This window comes from Clostridium sp. AM33-3, from assembly GCF_003480315.1.
Lineage (GTDB): Bacteria > Bacillota > Clostridia > Lachnospirales > Lachnospiraceae > Brotaphodocola.
Genome location: NZ_QUIV01000034.1, coordinates 15,937 through 29,531, shown reverse-complemented (window position 1 = coordinate 29,531; position 13,595 = coordinate 15,937). Strand labels below are relative to the sequence as shown.

Below are 13,595 nucleotides of genomic sequence, written 5' to 3'. Positions count from 1 at the left end.
GCCGAGGGAATGGCTCAGGGAAGAACTGAAGGAAAAAACGAGGGAAAAACCAGGGCATTTATTCAATTGATTCTTGCAAAAATGCAAAAAAATTACACACCGGAACAGATCGCGGATATTCTGGAAATGAATCCAAATTTCGTAAAAGCAGTCTGTCAGATTGCAGCTCCAATGTCACCGAACTATGATCTGGATAAAATCTATGAAACGTATCACACAATGAAATAGGCATATTGCAATATTGAGACGTAACCACATAAGGTCCGAAGTTTCAGTCAGACCATACAGAATAAGCAGATGCTGTGAAATTTTATACTTCATTTGCTCCGCCTCCTATTGCCAGACCTGCGAGCAAAACTCGCGTGCTCTGCACGCTCAGACAATGCTCTCCGGTCTGGCGCTATGCTCGCGCATGAATCTGCGAACGCGTCACTGGCGCGTTCTTGATATGCAATGCAGGAAAATTCCAATGTGCCACTCATTCTGTATGGGGTGCCCGGAACTTCTTTATTGGTTATTCTACGATAATAATAAACGCAGCCAGAACATTGCTGACGAAAGCCTGTAATCTGGCTTTTATCTGATAGTAGCGTTCTGGCTGCGTTTTTTTATGGCAGAGTTAATATAGACTGTAGCTATTATTTTTTGTAGCGAAGCCAATACAGCAGGAAGTGAATGAGACCGCCTTCCGGGATTTTCAACATATCAGGTGTTTGCATCTTGAGCACACACGTCCGAATGTGGCGGATGTTAATCCGACACAGGCGAACGCGTGTTAGCGAGAGCAAGCAAACAACGATATGTGAAAATAGAGGAAGACGGTCTCTTTCACTTCCGAACCTTTATTCAGCTTTGTAACTCAAATTTTTATATTGTCTATATATGGGCAATATGGTTTTTCCGCCTTTCCATATCGTATTTTCGTTGTATAATAAAAAGCAGGCACCCGCAAGACTATGTTTCATCAGTCCTGCTTCGCCTGCTTATATATTCCTTCAATACCATATTGATGTACTGGCTGAATGAGCGGTCATCTTCTTCTGCGTAATCTTTGATCGTCTGTATGATGTCGCTGTCCAGCGTGATGCTGACTTTCCCTTTTAGCGGTCTCATGCCGTTATCCTCCTTCACTTTTGTACGGTTCACAGTGTTCGCAAACTTTTTTGTACTATAGCATGAAGGCGGATTTGATATTGTTAAGTAGGATAAAGTATGATAAAATAGGATAAAATTATTGAGGGAGATCATCCAAATGAAATACGAATCCACTTCGGATAAGCCAAATTCTTCTGATAAAAAACTATTATCCTGGGATGAACTGCTGAAAAAAGGAGCACTTTTGAAAGATACGATCCAGCGTCTCTCTCTGACGCCGGACAGGCCTTATCTTGTCACCAAATCCTGCACTGACGGAACCTTCCAGAAGGGTGATCTGATCTTTCTGGAGCCCGGCCGTGACCTTTTCTGTCCCAAAACCGGCCGCCGTATCTCCCCCGGACAATGTGCACGGGATAATCTGGATTTTATCTGCATTCCTGCAGATGTTGATTCATGATAACAGAAGGCCAGAACAGATTTTCACACCTGCACTGGCCCTCTATTCATCTGATTTCGGTTCTATTGCTTCAGCAGCGGTTCCAGAAATCCATACATCGCCTCTTCCACGCTGGACGCATCGGTTCCTCCGCCGTAATCCAGAATGACCAGGCGGTTGTTATCACTTAAGATCAGCTCATCCAGTACAATTTCCGGCGCTTCCTCCGCTTCCGGCACAGCATTCTGTTCCTTCTGCAATTCCTCCACGGTTTTCCTGTCTGCTGCTATCACTTCCTGCGATTCCGTTTTTTCTTTTTCATCCTCTTTGCGTATGTTGTACCGATACCAGGAAATGCTCACACCGTCCGGCAGTGTGCTTAACGCTTCCGGCACTTCCAACTCCGTCACATCCCACCATCTGGACATATTCTTCGGATAGCACGTTCTTGTCTTCTGAATAATCCAGGAGAAGCGGCTTTTGTAAACCGTCACAACCACCTGATTTCCACCCCTGTCCACCTGAATATCATTGTTCTGATAACTGGCAAATGCAGTCTGTTTCCGGTTTTCATTTATCTCCTCGTTCCCGCACAGATGATCGATCACTGCCCCGGACAGCGGCACCAGAATCATGCAGAGCACAGTCACGCCGACCAGGTAACCGATCCAGTTTTCGCGGGAATCGCCGCTTCCATGCTTCCGGAGCCAGTAAAGCACCAGATATGCGCTTCCCAGGAAAATCAGGCTGGACGTTACCGTGGCGACAACCATGCGGATAGAAAGGGAAAATGCAATGGCAAGTGACACAGAAATCAGCACTCCAAGCAAGATCACCAGTCGTTTTTTGCTTCGCAGTCGTTTCTTTAAATCCATAACCGGAAGATGACCTTCTTCTTTTAACATGCACGCACTGTCCCGCACCCAGCGAAGCAGATGCACATAGGGAATCCCATAAGAAAAGATAAGCACCAGACTAAGGGGCATGGAAAACAGCATCCAGGGATCGGTAAACAGCTTTCCCGGATTCTGAAAGTACTGATACACCAGCCAGCACTCCAGTACCACAATCAGCGGATAGAAAATACGGGTGGACCAGCCAAATACCAGGGCTTTCTGAATCAAAAACTGGTTTGCGTCACTCATTTCCTCTGTAAGCTCCAACGTTTCATCCGTAGTATAAAAAATCTGCCAGTTTGTACCACTGCACTGAAGCTTCCATCCGGCGGCTTCACAGCGTTCCCGGAATTTTCCGGCGTCCCAGGAATCCACCCCAGTCAGTACGGAGGTCTTCGGTGCCAGCACCGCCGCATAACGGCGCTTTTCCGGTTCACCCAGGCGGCATTTCATGCCGATTGTGCCAATGCTTTCCGGATACCAGCCCTCCAGGGCCAACTGTTCCAGATACTGACGCAGCGCGTCTGCCTCCCAGGGAGAAAATGTCCACCAGATGTGTTTTGTCTGTTTCATAAAACCGCCTCCTTCCGCTTTCACCCTCTGTTTTCTCTTTTCGTAACAGTTCCGTATTTTCACTGGCACGACTAAACATCCATTCTTTCTATTTTTATTATATAAAATGTTCCCCCCTCCGCAAGAACACCAAGCTTACCCTTTTCTTACATTTCTGTTACGCGTCCGCATGCTTTTCCAGGGTGTTCTTCCCTTGTTTTTTTCTGCTTTCTGTGCTACAATCCTTATCGGTTAACGGAATGCAATGTGAGGGGGAGCTCCCTGACATTACGATCAGAACGGTACGGTTTTTGCGCTGCATGAACCGAAACAAAAAACATTTATTACGATGACGAAAACCAGATTGCGAGGGAGTCCGTGTTCCGGGCTGAGAGGATCCCAGAAAGGATCGACCGTCCCCTGTCCGTACTCTGTCCAGATACGGGCTGTCAGCATTCTGTCTGAAGGTCTCGTTCAGGCATGCTGCGGCATGCCCTTTTTCATTTTGCAGGATTTCTCCCGCAGATGAAGCAAATCCGAAACGCTTTCAGCAGAATATCGCGCCTGTGCGCACAAATTTATTCTGCCCGAAACGGGCCATTGGAGGTATTATTTTATGAAAAAATTTGTTGTACCAGCACTTTCCCTGGCACTCTGCCTGGGACTTGTCACCGGATGTTCTTCCAAGACATCCGCTCCTGAAACTTCTGCCACAGAGACAACTGCCGCAAACGGCTCTGAGAGCGCAGCTTCTGAATCTGCAGAATCCACCGAGCCGAAAGCCGTGGATTCCTTAAAGATCGCATTTTCCCCTTACGCTGACGCGGATACCATTACCACCGCAACGGAGCCGTTAGAGAATCTGTTAAAAGAAGAGCTTCTGACCAAAGGGTATGATGTAGCTGACATTGACATGACGGTTGGCACCAGCTACACCGCCGTCGGTGAGGCCTTAAGCGCAGGAAGCGCGGACATCGGCTTCATCTCCGGCGGAAACTATGTGCTGTTCTCCGATGACTGTGATGTGCTTCTGACCGCCCTTCGCTACGCCATCAACAAGGATTCTGAGGATCCAAAGGGCTGGAACGACGGTACCATTGAGGAAAACACCGATGCCATGAGCACCTACTACCGCTCCATCATTCTGGCCGGACCAAGTGCAAAAGGCCAGGAGCTGCTCGCAAAGGTCAACAATGGTGAAGAGCTGACCTGGGATGACTTAAACAGCGCCACCTGGGCTGTCATGGGACCAACCTCCGCGTCCGGCTACATCTATCCGTCTCTGTGGCTGCAGGAGCGTTACGGAAAAACCATCGCCGATCTGGACAATGCCGTTCAGTCTGACTCCTACACCACGTCCCTGGCACGCCTTGCCTCCGGACAGGCTGATGTCATGGTTTCCTTCGGACACATCCGTACCAAAAATGCCAAAGACTGGAAGAAAAAGCTGGGCGGAACCGATGAGATGGTAAATCAGACCGGCATCATTGGTGTTACCGAACCGATTTACAACGATATGATCGCCTACAGTAAAAACTCCGAGCTGATGCAGGATGAGGATTTCCGCAAGGCACTGGGAGATTCCTTTATTGAGCTGGCAGAAACTGACGAAGGGAAAGAAATCTTTAGTGTATTCAGCCAGATTGGCTATGAGTGGGGCGATGATGCCAACTACGATGGTGAGCGCGCCGCACAGGAGCTGTTAAAGTCTCTCAACTAACAGAAAAGCGTGGCTGTCCTGTTTGCGCACAGTCACGGACAAAACACAGGCAGGTATTTTCTATGGAACTCACATTACAGAATTCCGGGAAGCAATTTCCCGGCGGGACCGTAGCCCTGAAAAACGTAAATCTTTCCGTGTCCCAGGGAGAATTCGTATCCGTGATCGGCCCGTCCGGTGCCGGAAAAACTACGCTGTTTCGCATCTTAAACGGCATGGATACACCAACATCCGGTGCGCTTTTGATTGATGGAACCGCTTATTCCGCCATGACAAAACGGGAGCAAAAGCAGGTCCGCCGCCTGATCGGCACCATCTACCAGGATTTCTGTCTCGTAGAAAATTCCACCTGCCTGGATAATGTCCTTACCGCCTGTCTGCCGGATATGGCGCTGTTTCCCGCCGTGTTCGGTCTCTACGAACATGAGCGCCGCAAAGAAGCCTTAAAACTTCTGGACCGGGTCGGACTCTCCGAAAAAGCGGAAGAACCGGTCAAGTCACTGTCCGGCGGCCAGAAACAGCGTGTGGCCATCGCCCGCGCCCTGATGCGGCATCCAAAAATTCTGCTGGCAGACGAACCGGCCGCATCCCTGGACCCGGTCACCGGTCATCAGATTTTAGAGCTTTTAAAAGAAATCCAGGAAACGGAAGGTGTCACCATTCTGATGAACAGCCACAATCTGGAGCTTTCCCTGGAGTTTTCTGACCGGATTATCGGGTTAAAAGACGGAAGCGTGGCCTTTGACGGGAAACCGGAGCAACTGGATGAGACTATGATCCATTGCATCTATGAGAAAGACGCCTGATTTCCCAGGCAAATCACCACATTCAGAAAGGGGAACCGCCTCCACACACAGGGCAGTTCCAAAGGGTTTATTCTATGCTTCAGACCACACGGCACAATCGAAAAACTGCATATCGTCTGTCCGGCTGGCTCCTCCTTCTGGCTGTTTTCTTCGCCGCTGCAGCCTTCACCGGCTGCGAGCCGGCGCTTTTTTTTGCGCGGAAAAACCATCTTTCTGACCTGGTTTCCGACATGATCCGGCCGGATCTTTCCTATCTTCCCAAGGTCCTGACACCACTTTTTTACACCCTGCAGATGTCTGTCTGCGGAACCATTCTCGGATCAGTTCTGGGACTTCTGACAGCTCCTTTCGGTGCGGTTTCTCTTCAGTTTCCAACCGCTTTGCGCCGCCTGATCCGTCTTGTGATCCAGGTGCTGCGCTCCTTCCCGGCTCTTGTACTGGCGCTGCTTGCCACCTTTTTATTCGGGCTTGGCACCTTTGCGGGCACCTTCGCCATTACCCTTTACACCTTTGCCATCATGACAAAGCTAACCTACGAAGATGCAGACGCAGCATGCACCGCTGCCTACCGGTCACTCCGCTCCATGGGCTGTGCCTCGTTTCCGGCCTTTATCCATGCGGTCCTGCCGGAAATTCTGCCCTCCTATCTGACCAATGCCCTGTATCTGCTGGAGACTAACGTACGGCAGAGCTCCATCCTGGGTTATGTCGGTGCTGGCGGCATAGGCCTGATCCTGAATGAAAAGATTTCCTGGCGGGAATTTCAGAAGGTCGGTGCCATCCTTCTGGTTTTGTTTCTGACGGTCTGTGTCATTGAAGCCATCAGCCGTTATCTGTCTGCGCTGATACGAAGAGAATTCCTGACAGAAATCACATCCGGTCCTAAACGAAAACAGCATCTCCTGCTGCTTGGCTTAGGAACACTCCTGATATTTTGTGTCTGTCTCGCACTCCAGACACCGCCGGACTTTTCCCACACCAGCCCCGGTACCTTAAAAAGCATGGCGAGCGGTCTCTTGCAGGCCGATTGGACATTTTTCTTTTCCACTAAAAAAGACGGCCTCTTTTACCTGTTATTTGAGACCGTCTGCATTTCCATTGTGGGAACCGGAATTGGTGCGCTCCTGGCTGTTCCGTTTGCTTTTTGCGGCACCCGCCGGTTTGTCCCGGCTCCGGTATGCGCAGTTTTCCGCCTGCTGGTGATTGCCATCCGCTCCATCCCGTTTCTGATCTACGGGCTGATCTTCATCCGGGTATCCGGTCCCGGTGCCTTCACCGGAGTGCTGACCCTGGCCATGTGCAGCATCGGACTTCTGACCAAACGCTTCACCGAATGTCTGGATATGCTGGATCCTGGTCCGTACCGGGCACTCATCGCCATGGATGTTTCCCCTCTGGCGGCCATCCGCCATGCCGTGCTTCCGCAGATTGCTCCTGCATTTGGTTCCGCCGTTCTTTACCGTTTTGATGTCAATATCCGCGAAGCATCGGTGCTGGGCCTGGTGGGTGCCGGCGGCATCGGTGCCCCGCTGATCTTTGCCATGAACAAATATGACTGGTCAAGAGCCGGAGCAATCCTTCTGGGACTGATCCTGCTGGTGTGGATGGTGGATGTGGTGTCCGGGAAGCTGGCGCAAACATAAATACAATAAAACGCAAACAAGGCATACAGAAATCTTCTGTCAGACTTCCATGTGCCTTGTTTGATACTTTTATTTTGAAAATACTGCATCATTTTTTGATAGCAGGTACACACAATACTGATTCATACTGATTCCCTCTCTCTGAGAATGTTCTGCCAGTGACCTGTGCAGACTGCGCGGAATCCTTAATTTAAACTGTCCCGAATAACCTTCAAGACTATCTGGCTCATGAATCTCAGCTCCATCTTCCAAGGCCGCCTCAAGCCATGCTTTTTTGGCATCCTGAGCATTTGCAACCGCCTGTTCTACCGTTTCGCCACATGTAATACATCCTGGCAAGTCTGGATAAGAAACTACAAATCCACCTTCGTCTTTATCTTCTACAATTTCCATGCGATAAGACATAGCCATATAATCATTCAGCGTCTTCATCATTCTTCGCCTCACTTTCTACAATCTGCCTTACCATTTCTACATATACTTTCTTGATTGGTTCATGCTTCGGTATCGTAATTGGCATACAGCCTGCTTTTCTGAATGTGTAATGACTGCTTCCGCTCCTTGGGGCATACATTTCATATCCATAACTCTCCAATACCTTCCGCAATTCGTCAAATCGGAGGTCTTTTGACAAAGTGCATATCCGCGCTATCAGTTTATCCCACTTTGACATTTTCAATACCTCCTACACTCATTATATGTGGTGTCATATATGGTGTCAACCATGTGTCTACAAAAATTTACTGAACACTCTGGATCATCTCTACAAACACAGCCTGACTTCCACCCGGTTCATAATTCAGTGAATATGCAAATCCATCCTGCTGCCAGATAGCCAGCTTATACTGCCCGTCATCGCCTTTTAATGTCACAGACACTTCCTTTACGGTAACTTCCTTTACATCCGAATAAGTATTGTAGTCACCGGAAATATCATCCGTTCCTCTGGCTTTGCGAAACAGCACTGCTTCATCCTGGCTTTTCCCCTGGTATTCCACCTGGGCGAATTCATTCCAGCCATTTGTATACACGGTGCTGGTCACTTCAAATGGAATGTTTTTTACCTCCGGGACGGAAAAGCCGAGTACCTGGGAAAGTTCTGCCATGGGAGAAAAGCCGGCATATTCCTCTGCTTCTTCCAACGTAGCATTGTCTGTAAACGGATTCGGCATACCCACAAAATCTTCGGGATGCTGTGCCGTCACTGTCTTTCCAGTGCTGCCCTGCCCTCCACAGGCTGTCGCGGAAACTGCCGCTGCCATCATGGCCGCCAACATCACTCCACACACACGATTGTTCATCTTTCTCAGCATAATCTTATTCTCCTCTGCATTCTGAATTTTTCACGGCTGTTTTTACTTTTTATGCCGTTCTATCCTATATACAGATGAGGCATGAGAAATGTTGCAGCAAAAGAAAATTTATTTTAAAAAAACAGCAGAGTTGTGAGGAACAACGGCAGATAAGAAAACGCAGCCAGAACGCTACGATTAGATAAAAACCGGATTACAGGCTTTCGTCAGTAACGTTCTGACTGCGTTATTTATTATCCTGGCATAGCCAGTACAGCAGGAAGTGAATAAGACCGCCTTCCGGACCTTTTTAGCCCTGAATAAATCTGCTTAAGAACTCCTTGGTCTTTGCCTTCTGCGGATTGCCAAAGATATCTGCCGGTGTTCCCTCCTCCTCAATGACTCCGTCTGCCATGAATACCACATGGTTGGAGACATCGCGGGCAAAGGCCATCTCATGAGTCACGATAATCATGGTGATGCCTTCCTTTGCCAGGGTGCGCATAACAGCCAGTACCTCGCCAACCATCTGCGGATCCAACGCAGAGGTCGGCTCATCGAACAGCAGCACCTCCGGCTCCATAGCCAGGGCGCGGGCGATGGCCACACGCTGCTTCTGTCCGCCGGAGATCTGCTTCGGCTTTGCGTTAATGTACGGTGCCATGCCTACCTTTTCCAGATATTTCATGGCATTTTTCTTTGCTTCCTCCTTGGAACGCTTTAACACCTTGGTCTGGCCGATCATGCAGTTTTCCAGAACGGTCAGGTTATCAAACAGGTTGAAGCTCTGGAACACCATGCCCACCTTAGAGCGGTATGCCGGGACATTCACACCCTTATCAGTGATGTCCTTCTCATGATAAAGAATTTCTCCGGTGGTCGGAGTCTCCAGCATATTGACGCAGCGCAGCAGGGTAGACTTGCCGGAGCCTGACGCACCGATGATACAGGTTACATCGCCTGTGTCTACTGTAAAATCAATATCACGCAGAACCACATGCTTGCCGAAGGATTTGCTTAAATGACGAATTTCCAGTACATGATTCTCTGCCATCGTTACTCTTCCTCCTTCTTTTTCTCTTCATAACGGTACATGCCGCTGGTATGTGCCAGGGTGTCCGTGGTTGCCAGATCATAGTTGTCAGAACCGTCCATGCGGTTCTCCAGCCACCGCAGGATACGGGAGCAGGTAAAGGTCATGATGAAATACACGATCATAGTGATGGTGTAGGTCTCAAAGTTCATGTACAGGGCGCCTGCTGCGGATTTTGTCTTGTAAAGCAGCTCTGCCACACCGATCACGGAAAGCACGCAGCTGTCCTTGATGTTGATGATCAGGTTGTTGCCGATCTGCGGCATGATGTTTCTGAGTGCCTGCGGCAGAATAACGTAAAGCATGGTCTGTACATGGGTCATGCCGATGGCCTTTGCGCCCTCAGTCTGACCCAGATCAATAGAAAGGATACCGCCGCGGACTGTCTCAGCCATATAGGCACCGGTATTGATGGACAGAATGAAGTAGGCTGCCTGCCACATGCTTAAGTTTAAGCCTAAAAGCGGAAGCATACCATAGTAAATGAACATGGCCTGCGCCATCATCGGAGTACCGCGGAAAAATTCCACGTAGGCATTCATAATGAGCTTGATCACCCACAAAACACCTTTTTTGATCGGGTTGTCTTTTGCCTCAACCGGAATCGTCTGCACGATACCCACTGCAAAACCAATGATACAACCCACAATGGTACCAACCAGTGCAATTCGGAGACTGACTCCGGCACCCTGCAGCATAGACATTCCGTATCTCTGGAATACGACCATCACACGGCCGAAAAAGTCTGTTGGCATAATACTTTCTCCTCTAAATCTGAAAACTGTAGCTTAAGCAGGCGCGCCTGACGGTGCGCCCACATAGAACCTTGATTAGTTAGCCAGCGGCTGAACGGAAATTGCCTCGTCCATCATGGCTGAGAAATCATCTTTGGTCATCTTGGTGAGGACGCTGTCGATGGCTTCTTTCAACTCTGTGTTGCCCTTCTTCATGGAAATACCGATGTTGATATCCTCATCGCTGACCTGGAAGTCCTTATCACCACCGCCAAACTCAAGCATTTTGAAATCCGGATAAGCAACCAGTGCACCCTTACCGGTCGGCTGGTCGGTTACGACCAGATCACACTTGCCTGCGTTTAAGGACATGAGCATATCCGGTGCGCTTGCGGTTGCTGCCAGAATGTTTGCATCCGGGATCTGCGGCAGGCAGTTCTGATACCAGATGGTGCTCTGCTGAGAGGTACAGGTTGCACCTGCCAGATCTGCAACGCTGGTTGCATCTGCATAGTTGCTGTCTTTTTTTACAAGCGTAACGATGGTTGCGTAGTAGTACGGCTCAGAGAAGTCTACAGCCTGAAGACGCTCCTGTGTGATGGACTGGCCTGCAATGACACAGTCCGCCTGACCGGACTGAAGCGCCGGGATCAGGGAATCCCAGTCAAGACGAACGATCTGCAGATCATAACCCAACTCCTCACAGATTTTCTTTGCCATCATAACATCATAGCCGTAAGCGTATTCGTTGCTGTCTGCGATCGGAACCGCACCGTTGGAATCATCCGGCTGGGTCCAGTTGTACGGTGCATATGCACACTCCATAGCTACCTTCAGAACCTTCTTCTCGCCGTCTTTTGCAGCCTCGCCTGCTCCTGCTGCGGTGGTCTCTGCCGCATCTGCCGCACTCTCTGCTGCAGTGGTGTCTGCTGCCGCGGTAGTCTCAGTCTTGCTTCCGCCGCATGCGGTCATGGATGCTGCCATCAGGGCTGCCATAGCGGCTGCCATCAGTTTCTTTGCATTCTTTTTCATAATGTTTCCTCCTCATTCCGTGAAAAAGTAAAGAAGCCCCTTGTTTGAAGGCTCCTTTGCTTTCTTTTTCACGTATATTCTTGGTTTTTAAGCTTGTTTTATCATACAACCCGTCTGTGTCTTTGTCAATTGCTTTATTTTGTTAAGGACTAATCTTATCCACTCGTGATGCAATTTTATGAAGCTCCCGGGCCAGGCATCTGGGAGCTTCCGGGTGCGCTGCTCACGCCGGGGCCGGATGGACTTCCCTGTGTATTGCCGGGACCACCCGGAGTACTCTGGGTCCCTCCGGATCCGGAACCCGGACCGCGGGAAGATGCACTGCCGGAAGAAGACGGTGGAGTTGAGCTGTTCTGTCCCGGATAGGCCTGGGCGGAACCATTGCCGGAGGATGCCGCTGCAGCCGGCTGGGACGCTGCCGTGGTCGGCTGAGCTGCTGTAGTTGGCTGAACTGCTGCCGTAGTGGACTGTGCCGCTGTATGTGGCTGAGTTGCCGCAGATGGCTGAGCTGCCGCAGATGGCTTGGAAGTGCTGCCTGGATGACTGGCCGCAGTCTCATGCGTGCTTCCCTGTCCGCTCTCCGTATTCGTCTGTGCCTGCTGAGTCGGCTGTGGCTTCGTCTCAGCTGCTGACGCGCCGCCATTCTGGGCTGTGGTGCTGGTTATACCACTTCCGGAGCCCTGCAGATGATAGCAGAGCACCGGCATACCGGCAGAAATATTCTCATAAACCGTTTTTGCCACTGCCGGCGGCAGATTGATGCAGCCATGAGAACCATTGGTTTTGTAAATTTTTCCGCCAAAGCTGGAACGCCAATAGGCATCATGCATACCAATGCCGCCGTTAAATGGCATCCAGTAAGAAACCGGTGTCGCGTAGTTTTGCCCCTTTAAGGTAGCGTTGCGCTGCTTATAGGTCAGCGGATATGCTCCCGCAGGAGTACTCCATCCCCGGGACTCATTGCCGGACACAAAATCTGACTCTACCACAAGCTTTCCTTCCTTATAAAAAAACAAATGCTGGGCTGTCAGATTGATCTCCACATAGGTATTTCCGAAATCATTTCCATCATGCGAAGCTGCTGTCTGGCTGTAGACCGGCTCCCGCTCCTGGCTCTCACAGGAAAGAAGGAGTTGTTTTAATGCTTCAGTTTCTTCCTTCTGGTTGATTTTCCATCCGTATACACTCTTGCTGATGGTAACCGTCTGCCCATAGGCTGTCTTCAGGCTTTTGGGCTTGTAGGCCGTATTGTAGGTCTGGCCCAGCCAGGACACATACTCGCCGATTTTCGACTCATCCAGCGAAACGCCCCCCTGTCCGTCACTCACAAGCCAGGTGTGGATCTTCTCACCGTCCAGCACCTCACTCCGATTTCCAAAGCGATAGGTGACTGTGGTGTGCACATATTTATTCCAGGCCGCAAGCTCTGCGTTCAGCGCTTCACTTTCTGCTGTAATCTGCGGTTTCTGATAAACCTGCGCATCCTCCAGAGAAAGATTCTCCTGAAAATTTAAAATCGCATTCTTTACTGCATCGGAAAGCAGCTGCGGATCCGGGCTTGCCCCCTGCTCCTCCGGAACAATCTCATATCCTGTACCGGAAATGTAGTTGGATATGTAGGCGTTCTGTGGTGCCGCGGCCCGTTCCGGGGTCAGACACTTCAGCCCGGAAACCACTGCCGAAAGCTTTGCATCATCAAAAACCGCCATGGTATCAATGGTATAATCCACATAACGGCCGATATGAAAGCCCCATGCAAGCGGACTCTGATTCTCCAGGATTTTCTCCAGTGTTCCATCAAATTCCGGATGCAGATCAATGTCGCTGCCCCGGATGGCTTCGTTTTCCCCGCCCCGCTCCTGAAGTATCATCGTATAACCGCTGGTCTCATCCGTGATCTGCTTTTTGACCTCGTCCGGGGTCAGGCCGGATACATCCAGACCGTTTATGGTAGTATTGGGAAAGTATACCCTCTTGTATTTCTGTCCCATTCCCACATAAACAGCGCCAGCAGCAACAGCCGCCGTCAGGACTGCTCCCCCGACTGCTACGGCAATTTTTCTGCCGGCGTTCTTTTCTTCCTGTTTTTCCGGAGTTTCCTTTTCCGGATTCAAAAGATCCAGAGGTTCCCTCTGCTGTTCCTTCTGTTTTTCTCTCTCCTTCTTTCTGCTCCACTTTCCGCGGCTGCGGCCATAGCCTTCCCGCTGATTTCCTGTTTCCATATCCTTCCTTTTCCTTTTATCTATCATATCACTTGGTGCCATCCGGCCGTTTCATCTGCCGGATGGCCGCT

Annotated in this window: 14 protein-coding genes; 5 read left to right on the top strand and 9 right to left on the bottom strand. The window is 50.0% G+C overall.

Annotation, left to right across the window (positions count from 1 at the left end):
* On the top strand, window positions 1–228 hold a 228-nt coding region (locus tag DW819_RS15755; protein WP_347560212.1), incomplete at its 5' end, for a hypothetical protein.
* A gap of 726 nt (window positions 229–954) precedes the next feature.
* Here DW819_RS15755 and DW819_RS14525 read toward each other — a convergent pair.
* Entirely contained in the window at window positions 955–1,113 is a 159-nt protein-coding gene (locus tag DW819_RS14525) for a DUF6364 family protein (RefSeq protein ID WP_118733849.1), read from the bottom strand.
* Between the two features lie 139 nt (window positions 1,114–1,252).
* On the opposite strand from DW819_RS14525, the gene DW819_RS14520 reads away from it, so the two are divergent.
* Window positions 1,253–1,555 (top strand): hypothetical protein, encoded by a 303-nt coding sequence (locus DW819_RS14520; protein ID WP_118733848.1) that lies wholly within the window; start codon window positions 1,253–1,255, stop codon window positions 1,553–1,555.
* Between the two features lie 62 nt (window positions 1,556–1,617).
* Here the strand turns inward: DW819_RS14520 and DW819_RS14515 are convergent, their stop codons facing one another.
* Window positions 1,618–3,003 carry a DUF2812 domain-containing protein gene (locus DW819_RS14515; protein WP_118733847.1) on the bottom strand — a complete coding sequence of 462 codons (1,386 nt, stop codon included), beginning with the start codon at window positions 3,001–3,003 and terminating at the stop codon, window positions 1,618–1,620.
* 595 nt (window positions 3,004–3,598) lie between these two features.
* On the opposite strand from DW819_RS14515, the gene DW819_RS14510 reads away from it, so the two are divergent.
* The 3 genes from DW819_RS14510 to DW819_RS14500 all read left to right on the top strand — a co-directional run bounded on the left by DW819_RS14510 (window position 3,599) and on the right by DW819_RS14500 (window position 7,151).
* Entirely contained in the window at window positions 3,599–4,702 is a 1,104-nt protein-coding gene (locus tag DW819_RS14510) for a PhnD/SsuA/transferrin family substrate-binding protein (protein ID WP_118733846.1), read from the top strand.
* A gap of 62 nt (window positions 4,703–4,764) precedes the next feature.
* On the top strand, window positions 4,765–5,508 hold the full coding sequence (phnC, locus tag DW819_RS14505; protein ID WP_118733845.1) for a phosphonate ABC transporter ATP-binding protein: 744 nt from the start codon (window positions 4,765–4,767) through the stop codon (window positions 5,506–5,508).
* Between the two features lie 74 nt (window positions 5,509–5,582).
* Window positions 5,583–7,151, top strand: coding sequence for an ABC transporter permease subunit (locus DW819_RS14500; RefSeq protein WP_118733844.1), 1,569 nt, complete (start codon window positions 5,583–5,585; stop codon window positions 7,149–7,151).
* A 69-nt stretch (window positions 7,152–7,220) separates the two neighbouring features.
* Here the strand turns inward: DW819_RS14500 and DW819_RS14495 are convergent, their stop codons facing one another.
* From DW819_RS14495 to DW819_RS14465, 7 genes are all read right to left on the bottom strand, one after another.
* Window positions 7,221–7,583, bottom strand: coding sequence for a type II toxin-antitoxin system HicB family antitoxin (locus tag DW819_RS14495; RefSeq protein WP_118733843.1), 363 nt, complete (start codon window positions 7,581–7,583; stop codon window positions 7,221–7,223).
* Window positions 7,567–7,824 carry a type II toxin-antitoxin system HicA family toxin gene (locus DW819_RS14490; protein WP_118733842.1) on the bottom strand — a complete coding sequence of 86 codons (258 nt, stop codon included), beginning with the start codon at window positions 7,822–7,824 and terminating at the stop codon, window positions 7,567–7,569. Before DW819_RS14490 ends, DW819_RS14495 begins: the two co-directional genes overlap by 17 nt.
* A gap of 67 nt (window positions 7,825–7,891) precedes the next feature.
* Window positions 7,892–8,464, bottom strand: coding sequence for a hypothetical protein (locus DW819_RS14485; protein WP_118733841.1), 573 nt, complete (start codon window positions 8,462–8,464; stop codon window positions 7,892–7,894).
* A gap of 289 nt (window positions 8,465–8,753) precedes the next feature.
* Entirely contained in the window at window positions 8,754–9,497 is a 744-nt protein-coding gene (locus tag DW819_RS14480) for an amino acid ABC transporter ATP-binding protein (protein ID WP_118733840.1), read from the bottom strand.
* A gap of 2 nt (window positions 9,498–9,499) precedes the next feature.
* Entirely contained in the window at window positions 9,500–10,291 is a 792-nt protein-coding gene (locus DW819_RS14475; protein WP_118733839.1) for an amino acid ABC transporter permease, read from the bottom strand.
* Window positions 10,292–10,366: 75 nt separating this feature from the next.
* Window positions 10,367–11,302: a transporter substrate-binding domain-containing protein gene (locus DW819_RS14470; RefSeq protein WP_118733838.1), complete on the bottom strand. Its 936-nt coding sequence runs from the start codon at window positions 11,300–11,302 to the stop codon at window positions 10,367–10,369.
* Between the two features lie 176 nt (window positions 11,303–11,478).
* Window positions 11,479–13,524, bottom strand: coding sequence for a L,D-transpeptidase family protein (locus DW819_RS14465; protein ID WP_182432669.1), 2,046 nt, complete (start codon window positions 13,522–13,524; stop codon window positions 11,479–11,481).
* Window positions 13,525–13,595: the final 71 nt, after the last annotated feature.

Excerpts from the sequence above, each read along its gene's own strand:
- DW819_RS14525 (WP_118733849.1), bottom strand. The coding sequence starts at position 1,113 with ATGAGACCGCTAAAAGGGAAAGTCAGCATCACGCTGGACAGCGACATC.
- DW819_RS14520 (WP_118733848.1), top strand. The coding sequence starts at position 1,253 with ATGAAATACGAATCCACTTCGGATAAGCCAAATTCTTCTGATAAAAAA.
- DW819_RS14515 (WP_118733847.1), bottom strand. The coding sequence starts at position 3,003 with ATGAAACAGACAAAACACATCTGGTGGACATTTTCTCCCTGGGAGGCA.
- DW819_RS14510 (WP_118733846.1), top strand. The coding sequence starts at position 3,599 with ATGAAAAAATTTGTTGTACCAGCACTTTCCCTGGCACTCTGCCTGGGA.
- phnC (WP_118733845.1), top strand. The coding sequence starts at position 4,765 with ATGGAACTCACATTACAGAATTCCGGGAAGCAATTTCCCGGCGGGACC.
- DW819_RS14500 (WP_118733844.1), top strand. The coding sequence starts at position 5,583 with ATGCTTCAGACCACACGGCACAATCGAAAAACTGCATATCGTCTGTCC.
- DW819_RS14495 (WP_118733843.1), bottom strand. The coding sequence starts at position 7,583 with ATGAAGACGCTGAATGATTATATGGCTATGTCTTATCGCATGGAAATT.
- DW819_RS14490 (WP_118733842.1), bottom strand. The coding sequence starts at position 7,824 with ATGTCAAAGTGGGATAAACTGATAGCGCGGATATGCACTTTGTCAAAA.
- DW819_RS14485 (WP_118733841.1), bottom strand. The coding sequence starts at position 8,464 with ATGCTGAGAAAGATGAACAATCGTGTGTGTGGAGTGATGTTGGCGGCC.
- DW819_RS14480 (WP_118733840.1), bottom strand. The coding sequence starts at position 9,497 with ATGGCAGAGAATCATGTACTGGAAATTCGTCATTTAAGCAAATCCTTC.
- DW819_RS14475 (WP_118733839.1), bottom strand. The coding sequence starts at position 10,291 with ATGCCAACAGACTTTTTCGGCCGTGTGATGGTCGTATTCCAGAGATAC.
- DW819_RS14470 (WP_118733838.1), bottom strand. The coding sequence starts at position 11,302 with ATGAAAAAGAATGCAAAGAAACTGATGGCAGCCGCTATGGCAGCCCTG.
- DW819_RS14465 (WP_182432669.1), bottom strand. The coding sequence starts at position 13,524 with ATGGAAACAGGAAATCAGCGGGAAGGCTATGGCCGCAGCCGCGGAAAG.